We start from the raw sequence: 19,456 nt of genomic DNA on the forward strand, positions 1-19,456 counted from the left end.
GCCCATGCCGCCATCCTGCCAGTCCGCGTCGGTACCGGCACGCCGAGTAGTCAGCGATATCGATCAACCCTTGACCGCCGTATCGGTGCTTCATAGGCTCCGGCCACTGCGCTGTTGTTCCCGAGAAGGGAAACACGACTGATGGCCCCATCGACACGTCCGTTCCGGATGGTCCCCGCCAGGCGGCTGGCAGGTGCCGCCACCATCGCGCTCGTGCTCGGCATGGTTCCCCTGCTCGGCGGTACACCGGCCGCGAGCGCCGCCCAGCCCTCCCGATGCAGCGACGACCCGACCGCCCGGTTGGGCACTGTGCCCACTCCGGAGCGCGTACTCGGCTTCCCGCTCGGCGTCGGGCAGGAGCGGGTCGTCACCAACGACGAGGTCCGGACCTACCTCGGTGCCGTCGATCGCGCCTCGAACCGGGTCGTCACCGGCGTGATGACCACCAGCGTGCTCGGCCAGCCGTTGCCGTACGCGGTGGTGTCCAACGAGCGCCACGTGCGGCCCGCCGCGCTACGCGAGATCGCCGACGACATCCGGGACTTGCGTGACCCGCGCCGGACCAGCGCACGAACGGCCAGCCGGACGGCGAAGGACAGCCCGGCCATCGTCTGGGTCACAGCCAACGTGCACGGTGGCGAGAAGAGCGGCGCCGACGCGGCGCTCAAGACGCTGTACGAGTTGGCGGCGGGCCTGTCCTGCGCCGTCGCCCAGCGCAACGACAACCTGGTCACCATCATCGTCCCCACCCAGAACCCGGACGGCCGCGACGCGACCCGCCGGCAGAACGAGTTCGGCTTCGACCTGAACCGGGACTGGTTCGCCCGCACCCAGCAGGAGACCGACGGCAAGCTCGAACTGCTGCGCCGCTACCCGCCGCAGGTGTTCGTCGACGCCCACGAGATGGGCGGCCGGCAGTACTTCTTCCCGCCCAACGCCGACCCGATCCACCACGAGATCGCCGGTGAGGCGGTGGACTGGATCAACCGTATCGGCGAGGCCAACAAGGCCGGCTTCGGCTTCAACGGGGCCTGCGACGAGACCGTCACCACCGAGTGCTACTTCAACTACGACACGTACGACATGTTCTTCATGGGCTACGGCGACACGGTGCCGACCACCGGGTTCGGCGCGGCCGGCATGACCTACGAGAAGGGCAGCGCGTCGGCCGTGGCCGACCGGGTCCAGCAGCAGTTCCACACCCAGTGGTCGACGCTCGGCTGGGCCGCCGCGAACAAGCGCGAGGTGCTCAACAGCTACTTCGACATCTGGACCGAGGCGCTCGCCCAGGGCAGGGCGGGCGCACTGGAGCCGAACGAGGTGGTGCAGCCCACCAACGAGGTCCAGTTCCCGGTGCCGGACCTCACCATCCGCTCGTACTTCCTGCTGCCCGACCGGCAACTCGCCGACGTCCGCCAACTCGTCGAGCGGCTGCGCCGGATGGACGTCGAGGTGTACGAGGTGCAGAAGGCGACCCGGGTGCCCACCGCGCGGGTCTTCGGCGGGCGCAGCGCCACCAACGTGACAGTGCCCGCTGGCGCGTACTGGATCCCGATGGACCAGCCGCAGAAGCACTGGATCCAGGCCATCATGGGCGAGGACCCGTACGTCCCGTTCCCGTACTTCTACGACGTGTCGTCCTGGAGCAACCCGCTGCTGATGGGCATCAACACCATCTACACCGGAGACACCGTCCGGCCGAGGGCCGAACTGGTGCGCAAGGTCTCCGGCGGTCGCACCGGCGCGGCGTGGCCCTGGGGCTCGTACACGTACCCGCTCGACTCGGCCGCCGCCGCGGAGTTCACCTTCAGCCTGCTCGGCCGTGGCGTACCCCTGGTCCGTGACCTCACCACCAGCCGGGTCGCCATCCCGGCCGCCTCTGTGAACCGGAGCGTGGACGAGCTGGCCGAATCCCTCGGGGTCAGCCTCACCCCGGGCGGTCGGCCCTCCGGCACCCGCCTCGATCTGCCCGACGTGGGGCTGTTCCAGGGCACCGGCATCTCCACCACCTCCGGCTCGCACGGCGAGGCCCGCTACGTGCTCGGCAAGCGGTGGGGCCTCGACCTGAAGCCGGTCAGCACCGCCGACATCAACGACAACACCGAGGCGTTCACCGGACGGACGGTGCTGCTGGTGCCGGACGGCAGCAGCGCCACCGGCGGTCTGACCGCCACCGGGCAGGCCAACCTGCGCGACTGGATCGGCCAGGGCCACACCTACCTCGGGCTGCGCAACGAGGGCACCCGGGTGGCCCGGGCCGCCGGGCTCACCTCGACCACCGAGAAGACCAAGCCGGCGGACTACCTGGTGATCGGCTCGCACCTGCGCGTCGACGTCGACCAGGACAGCCCGGTGGCGCTGGGTCGCCCGGCGGAGGACTTCGAGTTCAACAACAGCGACCCGATCCTCACCCCGAGCACCACCGGGACGAACGTGCTCACGTACCCGACGGGTGACACCTTCTGGGCCAATGGTTACACCGTCGCGGCGGAGACGCTGAAGGGCACCGCAGCCGTCGTCGACGAGCCGACCGGCGCCGGTCGAGCGGTGCTGTTCGCGTTCAATCCGCTCTTTCGCGCGTACAACGAAAATGGCCTGCACCTGGTCGCCAACGCGCTGCTCTACCCGGCGACCGCCGCGCCCGACGCCCGGCGCCCGGCCGGCGTCGACGCGGCGCGCGCCAGCGCCGCCGCCGCGCCGGTGCCGCCGGACCTGGGCGGCGGGTGGCGGCCGATCACCATCCAGGTGGCGGCCGGCGACCTGCCCCGCGCCCGGGCGATCGTCGAACGTTTCACCGCCGACGCGCAGGCGTCCGAGAAGAACGGCTCGGCGTACGTCGTGATCCCGAACCCGCGGGGACTCCAGGTGGACGAACACCCGTTCGCGAGGGATCTGGTACGCGCGTTGCGCGACGCGAAGGTGCCGCTGCGGTCGGTGGTCGGCTGACGGAGCCCGCACCACAACCTTCGCGCCGGGGCCTGTGCAGATCTTGGACAGTTTCCGTTACGTCGTAACGGAAACTGTCCAAGATCTGGTGGTGATACGGCGGACGCCGGATGTGGCAGTGCCCGCCCTTTGTCCGAGCGACAACGGGCGGGCCTACGGCTTGCGGGCGACGCCGCTGTAGCCGGTGCGGGCGACCTGCGGGTCGTCGGTGGCCGGCGGCTCGGCGTACGGCCACATGTTGACCAGCCCGGGCGGCTCCAGGACGAAGTCACCGAAGAACCGGAAGACATCGGCGTGGCCACGCGGCACGAAGGGGCTGTTCGCCCGGGCGTAGATCGCGGAGATCCGGGCCATCAGGTCGGGGTGCACGTCGGTGCTGGCGTGCGACAGCGCCAGGTAGCTGCCGGGGGCGAGAGCGTCGCGGTAGGTGGCGACGATCCGCTGCGGATCCTGCTCGTCGGGCACCAGATGCAGTACGAACATCATCAACACAGCGACCGGGCGCCCGACGTCGATCGCGGCGCTGATGTCCGGGTGGCCGAGCACCTGCGCGGGGTCGCGCAGGTCGGCCTGCACCACCGACACCGACGGCGAGTCGGCGAGCAGGGCGCGGCCGTGCGCGCAGACCACCGGATCATTGTCGACGTAGACGACCCGCACCGCCGGGTCGATGCGGTGCGCGATCTCGTGGACGTTGTCGCGGGTGGGCAGCCCGGACCCGAGGTCGATGATCTGTCGGATGCCCCGCTCCTGCACGAGGTGCCGGACCGCCCGGGCGATCAGGTCGCGGCCCTGCCGGGCAGCTTCGGGCATCCACGGCGCCACCTGCAACACCATCTCGGCGGCGGCCCGGTCGGCGGCGAAGTTGTCCTTGCCGCCGAGGTAGTAGTCGAACATCCGCGCCGCGTTCGGCCTGTCTGGTTGCAGGGCGACCTCCGGTTGCGACTGCGTCATGATCGCCCACCTCTCCCCCGCCTGTCCGATCCCGCAGCATAACGCCCACGATGATCGATTTCTGGCCCCCCGGGTCGGCTAGCGGACATCCACCGGGCCGGATCACGACAGCGTTCCCGGCACCCGTCGGCGCAGGCTTGCCGGGATCTGTGCCGAGCGTCGACACCCGGAGGAGGCTCGCGGCCCATGGGTGCACCCCGAGCACTGACGGCGGCGCTCGCCGGCGGTCTCGCCCTACTGCTGACTGTCACCACCGTCGGGTGCAGACGGTCGCGTCCGTCAACGGCCCCGAGTGGCGCCACGGCGACGGTCGGCCTGACCGTCAGCGCCGGGCAACCGTCGTACCGGGTGGGTGAGCAGATCAGCCTACGGCTGAAGCTCGTCAACAACCGCGACGCCGAGTGCCACCTCAGTCGGGTGCCCGACGCGGCGGTGACTGTCATGTCGTTGACCCGCGACGGCGCGGCTGTGGCACCCGCGCTCGGCGGTGCCGCCTACTACCGGGACTTCACCGCGTACCTGGTCGAGAACCTGGTACGGGTGCCGCCGCGTGGGTCGGTGGAGCTGACGGTGGGCAGCGACCCGCAGAGCCCGGTCGGCGCGGCGCTGACCACCTCCGCGCCGGACGGGCGGGGTGGGGCCACCGTCACCTGGTGGCCGGTCGACCAACCGGGGGCGTACCGGCTGGTGCTGGGCTACCTGCGAGCGCCGCTGCGCGGTGTGCCGGCGGACGCCTGCGCCGCGACGGCCGAGCAGGGCGCTGTCGCGTTCGAGGTGAAGGGCGGATGATCACGATGCGACGCCGAACGCGGCTCTGTCTCGTGTTGGCGGGCGTGCTGGTGCTCGTCGCCCCCCAGGCGGCGTCCGCCGTGGTCAGCGTCAACAGCGACCTGCAGGCAGAGTACGCGGGCTGCGTCGGACAGATCCGCAGCTCCGGCAACGGCGCCGTGCTCGACGAACTGGAACGCTCCGGCAAGCAGATCAAGGTGCGTAGGCCCGTCTTCGGCTCGGAGAGCAGCACCACCACGTACGTCCCGGGCAGTGACGTGCAGATCAACTGGGTGCCGGAGAACGACGGGCGGAAGCTTGACGACGAGGGTCCCGGCTTCACCGAGGACCAGTGCGCCACCCTGATCCACGAGATGAACCACGCCCTCGATGAGGTGAACGACACCGACCGGGGCCAGTTCTGCACGCAGGGCGGCCAACAGGCGAGCACTGTGGATCCGGCCGAGGTGCACGCGGTGCTGGCGGAAAACGCGTACCGCAAGGCGGTCGGTGTGCCGCTGCGCCCGTCGTACGGTGGGATGAAGCTGCCGTCGAACGGCAGGGACTGCGACCGGCCCACGCCCCGACCACCGGGTGGTGGTGGCTGTTCGATCTCGGTGATCGGCAAGGGTTACCGGTGCGCGAACAGCAACGGCGACCCGCACCTGCTCACCTACGACGGTCTGCGGTACGACTTCCAGGCCGCCGGCGAGTTCGTGCTGACCCGCTCGACGACCGACGACTTCGAGGTCCAGGTACGACAGACGATGTTCCCGGCCAGCTCGGTGGTGGCAGTCAACTCGGCGGTCGCGGTTCGGGTGGCCGGCGACCGGGTCGGCGTGTACGTCACCCCCGACGGCCCGGCGGTCCGGGTGAACGGCGCCGCGCCGGTGGCCGCGCCCGACGGGGTGAAGCTGCCGCGCGGTGGCACCGTCACCTCCTGGGGAGACGGCACGGTGACAGTGGAGTGGCCGGACGGCGCCCGACTGACCGCGCAGCCGATCGGGGTGTGGGGGCTGAGCGTGAGCGTCGGCGCGCCCACCACCCGGGCCGGGACGCTGGAGGGCCTGCTCGGCGACCACGACGGTGACCCCGGCGACGACCTGACAGTGCGGGGCGGGAAACGGGTGGCGCAGCCGCCCACGTTCGAGGCGCTGTACCCGGGCTTCGCCGACAGTTGGCGCGTCGAGGCGCAACGGTCGCTGTTCGACTACGAGCCGGGGCAGAACACCGGCACGTTCACCGACCGGCGATTCCCGGACCGACTGCTCACCGTCGGGGACCTGCCCAACCGGGCCACCGCCGAACTCGTCTGCCGGCGTGCCGGTGTCACCGATCCGCAGATCCTGGCCGGCTGTGTGCTCGACGTCGGCCTCACCGGGCAGGTGGCGTTCGCCGAGGACGCCGCCCGCGCGCAGCGCGGCGCTCCCGCTGCCGGTGACGTCGACCTGGCGGTGACCCGGGCCGGTGCCACTGCCGCGATGAAGGTGCCGGGCCAGGCCGGTCAGAAGATCTTCGTGGAGGTGCCGGCCGCCACCGTGCCGGATCGCTGCGGGGTGTTGCTGCTGCTCGACCCGCGGGGCCGTCAACTGGCGACCGGCTGCGTCATCTCCGGTGTCGGCTTCATCGACACGACCACCTTGACCGCCACCGGCGACCATCAGGTGGTGCTCGACCCGTGGGATGCCGACCTCGGTCGGGCGACGGTACGGGTCGTTGCGGTGGCCGACGAGGAGAAGACGCTCACGTTGGACGGGCCGCCGGTCCGGGCGACGCTCGCCCAACCGGGCGCGGTCAGCCGCCTGTCCTTCGACGGCCGCGCCGGTCAGAAGGTCTTCCTCCAGGTCACCGACGCCACACTGCCGGACCGGTGCAACCTGCTGCGCCTGCGCGACCCGGCCGGTGAACAGGTGACCAGCGGCTGCGTCATCGGCGGCACCGGATACGTCGACGGGTTCGTCCTGCCGGCCAGCGGCCGGTACGTGCTGGAGGTCGACGGGACCTCGACCGACACCGGCTCGGGGGACGTGCGGCTGCGCGACGCTCACGACGAGGAGGCCGACACCGTCGCGGACGGCAGGGCCGCCACCCTGACGGTCAGTCGACCGGGTGCGGTGAGCCGGCTGAGGTTTCCCGCCGACGCCGGTCGTCGCGTCACAGTCGAGGTGACCGGCGGGAGCCTGCCCGACCGGTGCGGCGTCCTGCTCCTGACCGGCCCGGACGGCGACCCGGTGGGCAGCGGCTGCGTCATCGGCGGGACCGGCCGGTTCGAGACGGGCCCGCTGCCGAAGCGCGGGACGTACACGTTCGTGCTGGACCCGTGGGCCGCCGACACCGGCTCGGCGACACTCACCGTCCGTCAGGTCGGTTGAACCTGCCGTCCGCCGGCCACCCACGGGAGCCCGCCCCCGACCGAGGCGCCGGTCGTGGGCGGGCAGTTGTGCGTCCTTCGCGCGGGGCAGCGACCTGTTGCTGTGGTCGGCGTCCAGGTCACCCGGCGCTAGGCGACCCCGCTCCGCCACCGGTCACAGGTGTCAGTGGCCCAGGCGGGTTGGTCCACACAGGAGCGAAAGCGGACGGTGCGCCCCTCGCCGAAGTTGTGGTCCCACTGCGAGCAGTCACCGCTGCTGCCCGGGTTGTAGTGCGACCCGGTCTGCAGGGAGCCGTCGATGCGGACGTACTCGAACGCGACGTACGAGATGAGGCCGTCCGAGGACGTGTCGCAGTTCTCGAACTTGTCTCCGTAGCTGATGAACCGCGACGACGAGCCGGTCACCGAGGACGACGCGTCGGTCCCGGCGTACGCGCTGGTCCCGGTCGCGAGGATCGCCGCCGTCGCGGCGGCGGCTACCACGCCGAACTTCCCGACCCTGTTCATGCGACACCCACCGCCCAGTTGCTGCAGGGATCCGGGATGATTCCCGGCATGTCAGCGCAGGCACGGAAGGTGACGCTGCGGCCCTCGCCGAAGTTGTGGTCGTACGAGGCGCAGGTCCCGCTGCCGAGGCCGTTGTACTCGATGTCGTGCTGGAGACTCCCGTCCTTGCGGATGTACTTGTACTCGTTGTAGACGTTCAACCCGTCGGTCGCGGTGTCGCAGACCGAGAATGAGTCGCCGTAACTGGTGAACGTCACCTTCGCACCGGACATCGTGGCCACCCGGTCGGTGCCGGCGTGGGCGATGCCGCCCGTGCCGAGCAGGATTGCCGCTGTCGTCGCGGTGACGACGAGTGGTCGTCTGAGCCATCCCATGTCGTTCTCCTCAATCTGGTTGCCAGCCCGCCCTGGGCTGTCCCGAACGACTATCGGCGTCGGGTCTGGGGTCGGTCTGGGACGTACCTGGTATCCGCTGGCGGAACCGGGGTAAGGCATAGACGGCGCCTCGGTGAGGAGATTCGGGTGGCAGTGCGATTCGGCTTGCTCGGGGACGTCGTGGCGACCGTCGACGACCGTCCGGTCGCCCTCGGGCATGCCCGGCAGCAATGCGTTCTGGCCGCGCTGCTGGTCGACGTCAACCGGGCGGTCTCCGTCGACCAGCTCATCGACCGGGTCTGGGGCGAGAGCCCACCGCAACGCGCCCGCGACACCCTCTACGGCTACCTGTACCGCTTGCGCCGCAGCCTGGCCGACGTTCCGGACGCGACGATCACGCGCCGGTCCGGTGGCTACCTGATGGCCGCCGACGAGATGGCGGTGGACCTGCACCGCTTTCGCCAACTGCGTGACGAGGCCCGCGCCGAGCAGTCTGAGGACGACCGCCTCGCCCTGTTCGATGAGGCGCTCGGGCTCTGGCGCGGCGACCCGTTCTCCGGGCTGGACGCGTGCTGGCTTGACTCGGTGCGAACGGATCTGGAGCAGGAGAGGCTGACAGCGGAGCTGGAACGCGTCGATGCGGCGCTGCGGGTCGGCCATCACGACGAGGTTCTGGCGGACCTGCCGCGGCTGGTGTCCGGGCAACCGCTCAACGAGCGCCTGGCCGGCCAGCTGATGCTCGCGCTCTCCGGTGCCGGCCGCTGCGCCGAGGCGCTGGAGCACTACCGGCGTTTTCGGGACCTGTTGGTCGAGGAACTCGGCGTGGAGCCGAGCCCGCATCTCCAGCAGTTGCACCGGTCGATCCTGGCGCCGGATGTCGCGGCGAGCCTGCCGCAGGCCGGGTCACCTGTCCCCCGACAACTGCCCATGCCGTCCGGGTCGTTCACCGGCCGGTCCGACGATCTGGCGCAGCTCGACGCTGCCCTGTTGACGAACTGCGCGACGACCGGTGCCGCAGTGGCCGTGAGCGGCACCGGCGGGATCGGCAAGACCTGGCTCGCGCTGCACTGGGCGGCCACCCACCTCGACCGGTACCCGGATGGTCAGCTCTTCGTCAACCTCAGTGGCTTTCACCCCACCGAACCGCCGATGACCCCGGCCGGCGCGGTACGCGCGATTCTGGACGCGCTCGACGTGGCCCCGAACGCCGTGCCCACGGATCTCGACTCCCAGATCGGCCTGTATCGGAGCCTGGTGGCCGACCGGCGGATGCTGATTGTGCTCGACGACGCCCGGGACCCCGATCAGGTCCGCCCGCTGCTGCCCGGCTCGGCCAGTTGTGCGGTCCTGGTGACCAGCCGGAATCAGATGTCGGGCCTGGTGGCGACCGAGGGGCTCCGTCCTCTGCCGCTCGGCTGTCTGAGCCGGGACGAGGCCCTTCACCTGCTCGCCGGCCGGCTCGGCCGGGACCGGCTCTCGACGGAGGCCGACGCGGCGGGCAGCATCGTCGGGGCGTGCGCCGGCCTGCCGCTCGCCCTGTCGATCGTGGCGGCCCGGGCCGCCACGAATCCGGCCCTGTCACTTAAGGATCTGGCCGACGAACTCGCCGACCAACACCACGGGTTGAACGCTCTGGCCGACCGCGACGCCGTTGCCGACGTGCGGTCGGTCATCGCCACGTCCTATCGGGCGCTGAGCGCGCCAGCGGCCGCGCTGTTCCGCCTGTTCGCGCTGTACGCCGGCCCGGACGTCAGCCTGCCGGCGGTGGCCAGCCTCGTCGGGCTTCCCGTCCAGCAGGTACGTGAACCGCTCGACGAGCTACTCGGGGCCCACCTGGTCGAGCTGACCGGTCCGGATCGTTACGCGTGCCACGACCTGCTGCGGGCGTACGCCGGCGAGCTGCTGGACGACAGCGACCGGGCCTGCGCGCTGCGCCGGTTGCACGACCACTGGCTGCACGGGGCTCACGCTGCCGCGTTGACGATCGAGCCGCATCGGGACCGCGTCGAACTGCCGCCGCCGGCTGCCGGGACGGCCGTCGCGTCGTTCGCCGACAGCGAGCAGGCACAGCACTGGCTCGACGCCGAACGGCTCGTGCTCCTCGCCGCGATCGACCAGGCAGCCGAATCCGGCTTGGACGGTCACGCCTGGCGACTGGCCTGGGCTGTCGCCACCTATCTCAGCAGGCTGTCCCGATGGACGGATCTGGCCTCGGCCCAGCGCACCGCGGTGCGCGCGGCGCGGCGGGCCGGTGACCTCGTCGGGGAGGCACACGGCCACCGTGATCTCGGCCTGGCCCTGCACCAGCTCGGCGAGTTGACCGACGCGCTGGAGCACCTCCGGCGCGCCGGTGAACTGTTCGGGCGGCTTGGCGACGGTGCCGGCGAGGCGTACGTCGCGCTCTACCTGGGCTGGGTGCACGAGGGGCAGGGGCAGCACCGGGAGGCGCTGGAGTGCGACGAGCGGGCCCTAAAGCTCTTCGGCGAGGTCGGCCACCTGGTCGGGCGCGCGAAGGCCCTCAACGCCATCGGCTGGGACCACGCCCGCCTCGGCGACCATCACCGGGCCGTCGACCACTGCCGTCGCGCCCTCGCTCTGCACGAGGAGGTCGGCAACCTGACCGGGGCGGCCAAGACCTGGGACAGCCTCGGCTACGTCCACCATCAGCGGGGTGACTCCGACGATGCCTGCGCCTGCTATCGGAGGGCACTGGAACTCTACGAGCAGTCGGATGACCGGTGGGGCGTGGCCGAGACGTTGACCCGACTGGGCGACGTCCTGCACGACGCGGGTGACGTCGCGGCGGCCCGGAGCAGCTGGCTGCGGGCGTTGCGCCAGCTCAACGAGGACAATCCGGTGGAGATCGCCGAGCTGCGCGGACGACTCGACAACGCCGGCTCGCCGTGACACCCCGCCCGCAGGTCGGGATGCGGCACGTGGTGGTCCGGTCGACCAGACGAGCGGGTCGGCCGGACCACCACTGTGATGTCAGCCGGTGCCGCAGACGGTGCCGTTGAGAGTGAACGTCGTGGGCAGCACGTTCGGTCCGCCGTACGCGCCGACGAAGCCGGCGCTCACGGTGCCGCCGGCGGCGATCTGCCGGTTGTCGGCGGTGGGCGTGACCCGCACCGCGGTGCCGACCTGCTCCCAGGTGGCGCTCCAACCACTGCTCACCTGCTGCCAACCGGTCGGCCAGGTCCAGGTGAGCGTCCAGCCGTTGATCGGGCGGGACCCGTTGTTGACGATCTCGACGCCACCGATGTAACCGTTGCCCCAGTCGTTGTTGGCGCTGAAGCGGACGGTGCACGCACTGGCGGCCGGGCTGCCGGTGGCGAAGGTGAGCGGGGGTGAGGCCCAGGAGACCCGCCCGGCGGTGTCGCGGGCCAGCACGTTGACTGTGTACCGGCTGCCCGGCACGAGGTTGCCGACAGTGAACGAGGTGGTCGTCGTCTCGCCGAGCTGCTCGCTCACCGCGCCGTTCTGCCGGTGCACCTCGTACTTGGCGATCGGGCTGCCGCCCGGGGTGGCCGCCGGCCAGGTGATCGTGGCGGCGCGGTCGGTGACACCGCTAGCGGTCGGCTGGCCTGGTGCGGCCGGCCGTCCGGCGGTCGCACCGGCCGGGCGCAGCACGAGCGTGGTCAACGAGTACGCCGGCAGCGTCCGGCTGGTCGCCGAGCCGGACTGGTTGGTGACGATGCCGGTGGCGCCGTTGGTGAGGGTGGACACCGTCGGCGCGACGGCCGACGGGGTGAACCCGGCGTAGTCGATGGTGACCGGGTGGTCGTTTTCCGGGTCCTTGTTCACCAGCAGCACGGCGAGATCTCCGTTGCTGCGGCGGACGGCGTGGGCGGTCACCAGGGGCTCGTCGGTGCCGGCGCGGACGAACTGGTCGCCGGTCTTCGCGAAGAGCGTCATCATGCTCAGCCCGTGGTACGGCGCGAACGGTGTGTTCAGCGGCGGTTGGCAGACCGAGCCGTCCTCGGTGCAGCCTCCGCTGGAGAGCATCCCGAAGTCGCCGTAGTCGGTCTGACCGGCGACCTGCGTCACGGTGCCCATGCCGTTGTGCACGTTCCACCAGTGGGCGGTGAAGACGCCGTTCTCCAGCAGAGCGCTGTAGACGTCGGCCAGGAACAGCGCGGCCGGTTGAGTGTTGCGGCCGGCGTCGACGTTCAGCTCGGTGAAGCTGACGCCGATGCGGTCAGCGTTCGGGCCGGCGTACCGGGCGAGCTGCTGCCGCAGCAGGTAGGTGGCGTCGGGGAGGTGGTTGACGCGGGCCAGCGACTCGGCGGCGGTGCCGCCCGGGTACCAGTGCACGTCCACGAAGTCGATCTTCGGGCCGGCGATGGAGAGCACTGTCTGGTTCCACGGGCCCGGATCGCTGCCGGCGGTGATTCCGTCCGGCCAGTTGCCCGGCATGGTCAGCACCGCTCCGACCTTGATGCTCGGGTCGACGGCCTTCATCGCGTCGGCGTACTCGACGACCAGCCCGGCGTACTGTGTCGCGCTCTTGTCGGGGTGGTCGTCGGCCTCCCACGCGGACCCGTAGTGGCCGTTGCCGTAGTTCTCGTTGCCAATGGTCCAGTAACGCGCGTCGTAGTCCTTTGTCACGTTGGCGTACCGCACCCAGTCGGCGGCCTCGGCCGGCGTGCCGGTGCCATAGTTCGCGATGATCATCGGCTGCGCGCCCACCCGTCGGACCGCCGCCATGAAGGTGTCGAAGTCGGTCCCCGGCGCGACGTAACCCCCAGGCGCGGTGTGGTCCTTCCAGTGGTAGATGTCGGCGTACGAGCCGCCGGGATAGCGCATCATCTGCACGCCGGCATCTCTGAGCAGGTCCGACGTCTCGGCGGTGCCGAGGTTCGAGTCCCAGATGGCGTGGTTGACGCCGAAAGCGGTGTCCGGCACTGTCGCCAGTCCCGCACGGGTGTTGACTGTCACGGTGACCGGGTCGGCCGCCGCGCTGGCGGTCGGCGGGTTGACGCCCGCGAGCACGCTCGCGACGAGCAGCAGGCCCGCCAGGAGTGCTGTTCGGGTCTTCGGTTTACGCATGGGCGGGGTTCCTTCGCGCAGATGAGCCGCCCTACCGGTCACTGTGCGACGCGGTGACGGGCGATCTCGTGGACGGCAGACCCTGATTGGTCCATCGCTCGTGTCACCGTCCCCCGGAGATCACATCTGGATCCCGGCTGCCCAGTGGACGGATGTCAGCCCGCGCGCGGCTCTTCATCGACGTATCACAATGGCACTGTCTGTTCGACAATCTCAAGGCGCGTCAGGTGTCCTCTTCGCCGCGCTCGCCGCGCCCGGAACGACGCCGCCGGACCTGCGCGGCAGCCAGCAGGGTGACGACCGCGGCGGCCAGTTGCAGCACGCCGACGAGCAGATCGACCACGCCGGAGATGGCAGTGGTGTCTGGCAGATGGGTCATGAGACGGCCTCCGGGTTCGTGCCCACCGTCCGCTTCCTGCGGAAGGCCCTCCCCCGGGCCCAGCGGTGACCGCTTGAGCGCCGGCCTCATTGTGGCACCCACTCTCCACCTGTGGAAGACGTGAACGCTCGACATGAGATCGACAGACGTCATACGTTACGGCTTGACGAACGGCATGTTATCGCTCACAGTCGATGCGGGGCGATCAGCGTCCGTGGCTCACCGGGAGGCCCTTCGCTGGTCCGACCTCAGTGGTCAGGACGTCCCTGGGCAGGTGAACGTCCCATCAGGATCTGTCCGCAGCCGCCGGCGACGCGCGGCGGACGTCGCGCGCCCCGGGACCGCCCAGGCGCCGCCGTCGACCGCCCGCGCCGGACCGTCGTGCTGCCGCCGGGTCCCCGACTCACGACAAGAGGAACCGCCGATGAGATCAAGGATCGCACTGCTGGCCGCCGCGCTGGCGACGGCCCTGGCGACGATGACAGCCGTGGTCACTGTCGCCACCCCGGCGTCGGCCGCGACGCTCACCCAGGTGACCAACTTCGGCACCAACCCGACGAACCTCCAGATGCACCTGTACGTGCCGGACCGGGTCGCGGCCCAGCCGGCCCTGCTCCTCGCCCTGCACTACTGCACCGGCAGTGGTCCGGCGGTGCACAGCGGCTTCGGGCTCAGCACCCTCGCCGACCGCTACGGCTTCATCGTGATCTACCCGTCGGTCACCCGCAGCAGCAAGTGTTGGGACGTCTCGTCGCCGCAGGCCCTGCGGCGCGACGGCGGCAGCGATCCGGTCGGGCTCAAGTCCATGGTCGACTTCGTCCGGAACCGCTACCCGGTCGACGCCAACCGGATCGGCGTTGGTGGGTTCTCCTCCGGCGCCATGATGACCAACGTCATGGTCGGCCTCTACCCGGACCTGTTCCACGCCGGGTTCAGCTCCTCCGGGGTTCCGTTCGGGTGCTTCGCCACCACGAACGGCGCGGAGTGGAACAGCGAGTGCTCCGGCGGGCGGATCGTCAGGACCGCGCAGCAGTGGGGTGACCTGGTCCGCAACGCCTACCCCGGCTACTCCGGCAAGCGTCCCCGGTTCCAGATCTGGCACGGCACCACTGACACCACGCTGAGCTACGTCAACTTCGGCGAGCAGATCAAGCAGTGGACAAACGTGCAGGGCGTGTCGCAGACCCCCAGCTTCACCGACTCCCCGCAGACCAGCGCCACCCGTACCCGATACGGAGGCACCGGCGGCACGGCGCCCGTCGAAGCGATCAGCTTCCAGGGGTACGGCCATTCCATCCCGTTCGACGCCGCGCAGGCCATCCGGTTCCTCGGCTTCGACAGCACGAGCCCCACCACACCACCACCCGGCGGCACGTCGGCACCGCTGCGCAACGCCGGCGCCAACCGCTGCCTGGACGTCCCGTCGCGGTCGCAGACCAACGGCACGCAGCTGGCGTTGTGGGACTGCAACGGTGGCACCAACCAGCAGTGGACGTCGACCGCCGCGAAACAACTCCAGGTGTACGGCGCCAAGTGCCTGGACGCCGAGGGCGCCGGGACATCGCCGGGTACCCGGGTGATCATCTGGGACTGCAATGGCGGCACCAACCAGCAGTGGAACGTCAACACCGACGGCACCGTGACCGGGGTGCAGTCCGGCCTCTGCCTGACGCCCAACGCCGCCGGAACCGCCAACGGCACCCCAGCGGTCCTGTCGAGCTGCAACGGCACCAACAGCCAGCGGTGGACCCGAAGCTGACGCGGTGACCGACGACGGCGTGCCCCGTCGGTTGCTCGTGCGGCGGGTGGCCCGGCTCGGGATCATTCCGAGCCGGGCCGCCGGTCTGCTGGTGGCCGTCGCCCGGCGCAGGTCGGCCGGTGGGCGCGCTCAGCGGTAGCCGGTGGCGGTGATGTCGCGCCGCCGAGGATGACGGCGCCCCCGGCTCGGGCCAGGGTGGCGTCCCGCTGCTCGGGCCCGGACTCCGAACAGCGGGACGCGACCCGGCGGCCAGGGCTGGGGGCCGACGGTCGTCATCAGAGCGGCCCAGGTGCGGGCTCCTGCCCATCGACGCCCGCTGGGCAGGTGAGCGAACCGGTTGTCGTCGCACGACTGTCCGGCTGCTGCGGTGCCCTGGAATCCCGGTGGCCGTTCATGCCTCGGCCGCGTGGCGCGCGGGTCGCCCGGGGTGGTCTCGGGCCGTCTCGCGCCGGCCAACGTGCCACCCGCCCCACGCCACGATCGTCGTTCAACCGCCCCGGGCCAATGGCGACAGCTCCGTCACAGCGGCCCGAACTCGGTCGAGGATCGACGACTGTCCGTCACGTTAACGCTAACAGTGAGCGATTGTCCATAGACAACTGCCTTCGTTTGCTGGTCGGAATGGTCAGCGGGTACGCCGACGACAGTCGTGGGCGCGGCCGGAATAGCCTTGCGGCATGCGGGGACGATTCGGCGCGGCCAGACGGTGGTACGGGGAGCACCGGCGGTTCGTCCGCGGTACGGTCCTCGCACTCGCGGTGGGGATCGTGGTGCTGACCGGCGGCACTGTGGCCAGCGTGACGTGGATCCGCGACATCGCCGAGGGCCACCTCTACGGCGAGGCCGAGGTGCCGGACGCCCCCGTCGCCCTGGTCCTGGGCACCAAGGTGGACGCCGACGGCACGCCCTCACCCGTCCTCACCGCCCGGTTGGAGATCGCGCGGCGGCTGTTCGACGCCGGCAAGGTGCGGGCGATCCTGGTGTCGGGCGACAACATGAACGCCGACTACAACGAGCCCGCCGCGATGCGGAACTGGCTGGTGCAGCGGGGTGTACCAGCGCACAAGGTGGTGCCGGACTACGCCGGCTTCGACACGTACGACTCGTGTGCGCGCGCTGAGCGGATCTTCGGTGTACGGCAGGCCACAGTGGTGACCCAGAGCTTCCACCTTCCGCGTGCCGTGGCGCTGTGCCGGCGCCTCGGCATCAACGCCAACGGCGTGGGCGACGACAGCGCGAAGCGGTACGCCCAGACGTGGTGGTTCAGTTCGTCCCGGGAGAACGGCGCGTGCCTGAAGGCCGCGCTGGAGCTGCTCTCCGGTCGGGACCCGGCACACCTCGGCCGCCGGGAGACCGGCATCGACGACGCTCTGCGGGACGCCTGACGTCAGCACCGAACGCGTTCGCGCCAACCGCGCCGTTCAGCGGGGCGGGCGGGCGCTGTCGCGGACGATGAGTTCCGTGGCGAGTTCGACCCGAGGACTCTCGGTCCTCTCGCCACCGGCGAGGCGCAGCACGGTCCGCGCGGCCAGCATGCCCATCTCGGCCAGGGGTTGCCGGACGGTGGTCAGCGGTGGCGAGCACCATCGCACCTCCGGCAGATCGTCGAAGCCGACCACGCTGACGTCGTCGGGCACCCGCAGACCCCGTTTGCGGACCGCCTCGTACACGCCGAGGGCCATCTGATCGCTGGAGGCGCAGATGGCGGTGGGCGGGTCGGGCAGGGCCAGCAGCTGCGTACCGGCTGTGAAGCCGGCCTCGTGGTAGAAGTTGCCGGGGCGGATCAGGGCGTCGTCGACGGGGATGCCGGCGGCGCCGAGGGCGGCCCGGTAGCCGTCCATCCGGGCCCGGCTGCACATCAGGTGCGGCGGGCCGGCGATGAAGCCGATGCGGCGGTGCCCGAGGCTGATCAGGTACTGGTTGGCGCTGAGGCTGCCCGCCCAGTTGGTGGCGCCGATGGTGGGTGACTCCTGCGGGTCGACCCCGGCCGGGTCGATGATGACGACCGGCAGGTGCAGCCGCCGCAGCTCGGCCTGCAACGGTGGGTTCACCATCGAGGTCACGAAGATGATTCCCTCAGTGGAGCGCGTACGCATGTTGTCGAGCCACTGCTTGGCCGAGGAGATGCGCCAGTGGATGGCCGACACGACGGTGCCGACGCCGTTGGTCTGGCCGACGTCCTCCACCCCACGGATGATCTCCACGGCCCACGGGCTGTCCAGGTCGTTGAAGACCAGGTCGATGAGGGCGGCGTCGGTACGCCGGGACGGTGAGCGGCGTCGGTAACCGTGCCGGTTGAGGAGCGCCTCGACGCGCTCCCGGGTGTCGGGGGCGACGTCAGAACGGCCGTTGATGACCCGGGAGACGGTGGGCACGGAGACTCCGGCCAACCGCGCGATCATGGCGATGGTGACGTTTCGGCCGTTCTCAGTGCCCACGGTCCCCCCTGCGTCCTGCTGGAAACTTCAGGTCTGCTCGCGCTGGCGCGTCGTCATCCGGCTGAACGGGCGGGGTGGGGAGCTATGGATCTCCGAAACTTTCATTGCTTCGCCGGTAATGTCGATCGATGGCCGGCACGCTACGAGCTGTTGTCTCAGCGGTCAAGACCTCTGTCCTATTGCGAAAAGACCGGCTAGCGTAAGCAGAGCTTCCAGCGATCCGGAGTGCGATTTTCCGGAAGTTTCAGACAGCCGTCCAGAGGAGTGCTCGTGTCGACCGACATCGCTAACGTGGCGACCGCTACCCGGTCGATCCGCAACCCCGTCCTCGCCGGGTTCCACCCGGACCCGTCGATCCTGCGCGTCGGCGACGACTACTACCTGGCCACCTCAACCTTCGAGTGGTATCCGGGCGTGCTCGTGCACCACTCGCGCGATCTGGTCAACTGGCGCAGCCTGGGTGGCATCATCACCGACCGACGCCTGCTCGATCTGCGCGGATGCGGCGACTCGAACGGGGTGTGGGCGCCAGACCTGACGTACCACGACGGTCAGTTCCACCTCGTCTACAGCGACGTGGCAAGCTTCGCCAGCGGCTACTGGGATCCGCAGAACTTCCTGGTCACCGCCGAGGACATCACCGGCCCCTGGTCCGATCCGGTGAAACTGCACGGGCGCGGGTTCGACGCGTCGCTGTTCCACGACGACGACGGCACCACCTGGCTGCTGGGCATGAGCGCGGACTGGCGGCCCGGCCGCGACCGCTTCGGCGGCATCGAGATCCAGCAGTACGACAGGGCCGCGCGCCGTCTGGTCGGCAGCCCCCGCATCCTGTTCACCGGCTCCCCGGCCGGGGTCACCGAGGGTCCGCACCTGTACCGCCACGACGGCTGGTACTGGCTGATCACCGCCGAGGGCGGCACCAGCTGGGAGCACCAGGTCACCGTGGCGCGGTCCCGGGAACTGTTCGGACCGTACGAGGTGGCCCCGGACGGGCCACTGCTCACCTCCTTCGGGCGGCCCGACCTGCGGTTGCAGAAGGCGGGTCACGGCAGCCTGGTGCACACGCAGAACGGCGAGTGGTACCTGGCCCACCTGGTGGGCCGCCCGTACTCTCCGCTGGGCAACTGCGTGCTGGGTCGGGAGACAGCCATCCAGCGGGTCGAGTGGCCGTCGGGCGGCTGGCCACGGATCGCCGGAGGGGTGCCCGCTGACGACGTCGTCGCGCCCGACCTACCCGCGCACCAGTGGCCGGCGGAGCCCGAGACGGACCACTTCGACGCCCCCGAGCTGGGCCCGTGCTGGTCGACGCTGCGTCGACCGGCCACCCCGGACTGGATCGACCTGCACACCCGCCCGTCCTACCTGCGTGTCCACGGTGGACAGTCGCCGGTCGGTCGACAGGCACCCAGCCTGGTCGGGCGACGGGTCGGCGCAAGGGAGTGCTCGCTGGAGACCGTTGTGGAGTTCGAACCGGCCGACCACCGTCAGCTCGCCGGGATCACCGCCTACTACAACACGCTCAACTGGTACCACCTCTACCTGACCCGGGCCGACGACGGCCGGACGGTGCTGGAACTGCTCAGCTCCGACAACGGGCGGCGCACCGCGTACCCCGAGCTGACAGTCGACGTCGACGGCGCCACCCGGGTCGGTCTGCGGGCCGTCTTCGAAGGGCCGGCGGTGCGCTTCGACTACGACCTCGGTGCCGGTTGGCAGCGGCTACCTGTCGAGCTGGACGCGACCATCCTGTCCGACGAGCACGCCGCGTTGATCATCGACGGTGAGCCGGCGGCGTGGGGCTTCACCGGGGCGTTTCTCGGCCTGTGGGTGCAGGACCTGGGCTGCGACGGCGTGCACGCCGACTTCGACCTCGCCACCTACCGGGAACAGTGACCACGCGGGCGGCAC

General features: G+C 70.5%; 14 protein-coding genes. 8 read left to right on the forward strand and 6 right to left on the reverse strand.

Annotated features, from left to right (window positions below):
- Positions 1-141: 141 nt before the first annotated feature.
- A complete protein-coding gene (locus AB0B94_RS06045; protein WP_357268900.1) occupies positions 142-2,946 on the forward strand; it encodes a M14 family zinc carboxypeptidase in 2,805 nt (934 codons plus the stop codon).
- A 153-nt stretch (positions 2,947-3,099) separates the two neighbouring features.
- On the opposite strand, the gene AB0B94_RS06050 is transcribed toward AB0B94_RS06045, so the two are convergent.
- Positions 3,100-3,900: an SAM-dependent methyltransferase gene (locus AB0B94_RS06050; protein ID WP_357268903.1), complete on the reverse strand. Its 801-nt coding sequence runs from the start codon at positions 3,898-3,900 to the stop codon at positions 3,100-3,102.
- Positions 3,901-4,086: 186 nt separating this feature from the next.
- On the opposite strand from AB0B94_RS06050, the gene AB0B94_RS06055 reads away from it, so the two are divergent.
- Entirely contained in the window at positions 4,087-4,689 is a 603-nt protein-coding gene (locus AB0B94_RS06055; RefSeq protein WP_357268906.1) for a hypothetical protein, read from the forward strand.
- Entirely contained in the window at positions 4,686-7,040 is a 2,355-nt protein-coding gene (locus AB0B94_RS06060; RefSeq protein WP_357268909.1) for a VWD domain-containing protein, read from the forward strand. Before AB0B94_RS06055 ends, AB0B94_RS06060 begins: the two co-directional genes overlap by 4 nt.
- A gap of 128 nt (positions 7,041-7,168) precedes the next feature.
- Here AB0B94_RS06060 and AB0B94_RS06065 read toward each other — a convergent pair whose 3' ends face one another.
- Together AB0B94_RS06065 and AB0B94_RS06070 are read right to left on the reverse strand one after the other, a co-directional pair.
- Positions 7,169-7,546, reverse strand: a complete 378-nt coding sequence (locus AB0B94_RS06065) for a hypothetical protein (RefSeq protein WP_357268912.1) — start codon at positions 7,544-7,546, stop codon at positions 7,169-7,171.
- Positions 7,543-7,920, reverse strand: coding sequence for a hypothetical protein (locus AB0B94_RS06070; protein ID WP_357268915.1), 378 nt, complete (start codon positions 7,918-7,920; stop codon positions 7,543-7,545). Before AB0B94_RS06070 ends, AB0B94_RS06065 begins: the two co-directional genes overlap by 4 nt.
- Positions 7,921-8,067: 147 nt before the next feature.
- Here AB0B94_RS06070 and AB0B94_RS06075 point away from each other — a divergent pair, with 147 nt between their 5' ends.
- On the forward strand, positions 8,068-10,827 hold the full coding sequence (locus AB0B94_RS06075) for a BTAD domain-containing putative transcriptional regulator (protein WP_357268918.1): 2,760 nt from the start codon (positions 8,068-8,070) through the stop codon (positions 10,825-10,827).
- A gap of 81 nt (positions 10,828-10,908) precedes the next feature.
- On the opposite strand, the gene AB0B94_RS06080 is transcribed toward AB0B94_RS06075, so the two are convergent.
- Together AB0B94_RS06080 and AB0B94_RS06085 are read right to left on the reverse strand one after the other, a co-directional pair.
- The gene (locus AB0B94_RS06080; protein ID WP_357268921.1) at positions 10,909-12,969 is read right to left on the reverse strand and encodes a cellulose binding domain-containing protein; all 2,061 of its coding nucleotides are present in this window, start codon (positions 12,967-12,969) and stop codon (positions 10,909-10,911) included.
- Between the two features lie 223 nt (positions 12,970-13,192).
- On the reverse strand, positions 13,193-13,348 hold the full coding sequence (locus AB0B94_RS06085; protein ID WP_357268924.1) for a hypothetical protein: 156 nt from the start codon (positions 13,346-13,348) through the stop codon (positions 13,193-13,195).
- Between the two features lie 424 nt (positions 13,349-13,772).
- On the opposite strand from AB0B94_RS06085, the gene AB0B94_RS06090 reads away from it, so the two are divergent.
- The 3 genes from AB0B94_RS06090 to AB0B94_RS06100 all read left to right on the forward strand — a co-directional run bounded on the left by AB0B94_RS06090 (position 13,773) and on the right by AB0B94_RS06100 (position 16,492).
- Complete coding sequence (locus AB0B94_RS06090; protein ID WP_357268927.1) at positions 13,773-15,107, forward strand: PHB depolymerase family esterase; 1,335 nt, start codon at positions 13,773-13,775, stop codon at positions 15,105-15,107.
- A gap of 4 nt (positions 15,108-15,111) precedes the next feature.
- The gene (locus AB0B94_RS06095; protein WP_357268930.1) at positions 15,112-15,246 is read left to right on the forward strand and encodes a hypothetical protein; all 135 of its coding nucleotides are present in this window, start codon (positions 15,112-15,114) and stop codon (positions 15,244-15,246) included.
- Between the two features lie 538 nt (positions 15,247-15,784).
- Positions 15,785-16,492, forward strand: coding sequence for an ElyC/SanA/YdcF family protein (locus AB0B94_RS06100; RefSeq protein WP_357268933.1), 708 nt, complete (start codon positions 15,785-15,787; stop codon positions 16,490-16,492).
- Positions 16,493-16,528: 36 nt separating this feature from the next.
- On the opposite strand, the gene AB0B94_RS06105 is transcribed toward AB0B94_RS06100, so the two are convergent.
- Positions 16,529-17,545, reverse strand: a complete 1,017-nt coding sequence (locus tag AB0B94_RS06105) for a LacI family DNA-binding transcriptional regulator (protein WP_357268935.1) — start codon at positions 17,543-17,545, stop codon at positions 16,529-16,531.
- Positions 17,546-17,815: 270 nt separating this feature from the next.
- On the opposite strand from AB0B94_RS06105, the gene AB0B94_RS06110 reads away from it, so the two are divergent.
- A complete protein-coding gene (locus AB0B94_RS06110; protein WP_357268938.1) occupies positions 17,816-19,441 on the forward strand; it encodes a glycoside hydrolase family 43 protein in 1,626 nt (541 codons plus the stop codon).
- The last annotated feature ends 15 nt before the right edge of the window (positions 19,442-19,456 follow it).

Source organism: Micromonospora sp. NPDC048986 (assembly GCF_040649335.1).
Classification (GTDB): domain Bacteria; phylum Actinomycetota; class Actinomycetes; order Mycobacteriales; family Micromonosporaceae; genus Micromonospora; species Micromonospora alfalfae.

What these genes read in the sequence shown, in the direction of transcription:
- AB0B94_RS06050 (WP_357268903.1), bottom strand. Translation starts at nt 3,900, where the DNA reads ATGACGCAGTCGCAACCGGAGGTCGCCCTGCAACCAGACAGGCCGAAC.
- AB0B94_RS06070 (WP_357268915.1), bottom strand. Translation starts at nt 7,920, where the DNA reads ATGGGATGGCTCAGACGACCACTCGTCGTCACCGCGACGACAGCGGCA.
- AB0B94_RS06080 (WP_357268921.1), bottom strand. Translation starts at nt 12,969, where the DNA reads ATGCGTAAACCGAAGACCCGAACAGCACTCCTGGCGGGCCTGCTGCTC.
- AB0B94_RS06065 (WP_357268912.1), bottom strand. Translation starts at nt 7,546, where the DNA reads ATGAACAGGGTCGGGAAGTTCGGCGTGGTAGCCGCCGCCGCGACGGCG.
- AB0B94_RS06090 (WP_357268927.1), top strand. Translation starts at nt 13,773, where the DNA reads ATGAGATCAAGGATCGCACTGCTGGCCGCCGCGCTGGCGACGGCCCTG.
- AB0B94_RS06100 (WP_357268933.1), top strand. Translation starts at nt 15,785, where the DNA reads ATGCGGGGACGATTCGGCGCGGCCAGACGGTGGTACGGGGAGCACCGG.
- AB0B94_RS06060 (WP_357268909.1), top strand. Translation starts at nt 4,686, where the DNA reads ATGATCACGATGCGACGCCGAACGCGGCTCTGTCTCGTGTTGGCGGGC.
- AB0B94_RS06045 (WP_357268900.1), top strand. Translation starts at nt 142, where the DNA reads ATGGCCCCATCGACACGTCCGTTCCGGATGGTCCCCGCCAGGCGGCTG.
- AB0B94_RS06085 (WP_357268924.1), bottom strand. Translation starts at nt 13,348, where the DNA reads ATGACCCATCTGCCAGACACCACTGCCATCTCCGGCGTGGTCGATCTG.
- AB0B94_RS06055 (WP_357268906.1), top strand. Translation starts at nt 4,087, where the DNA reads ATGGGTGCACCCCGAGCACTGACGGCGGCGCTCGCCGGCGGTCTCGCC.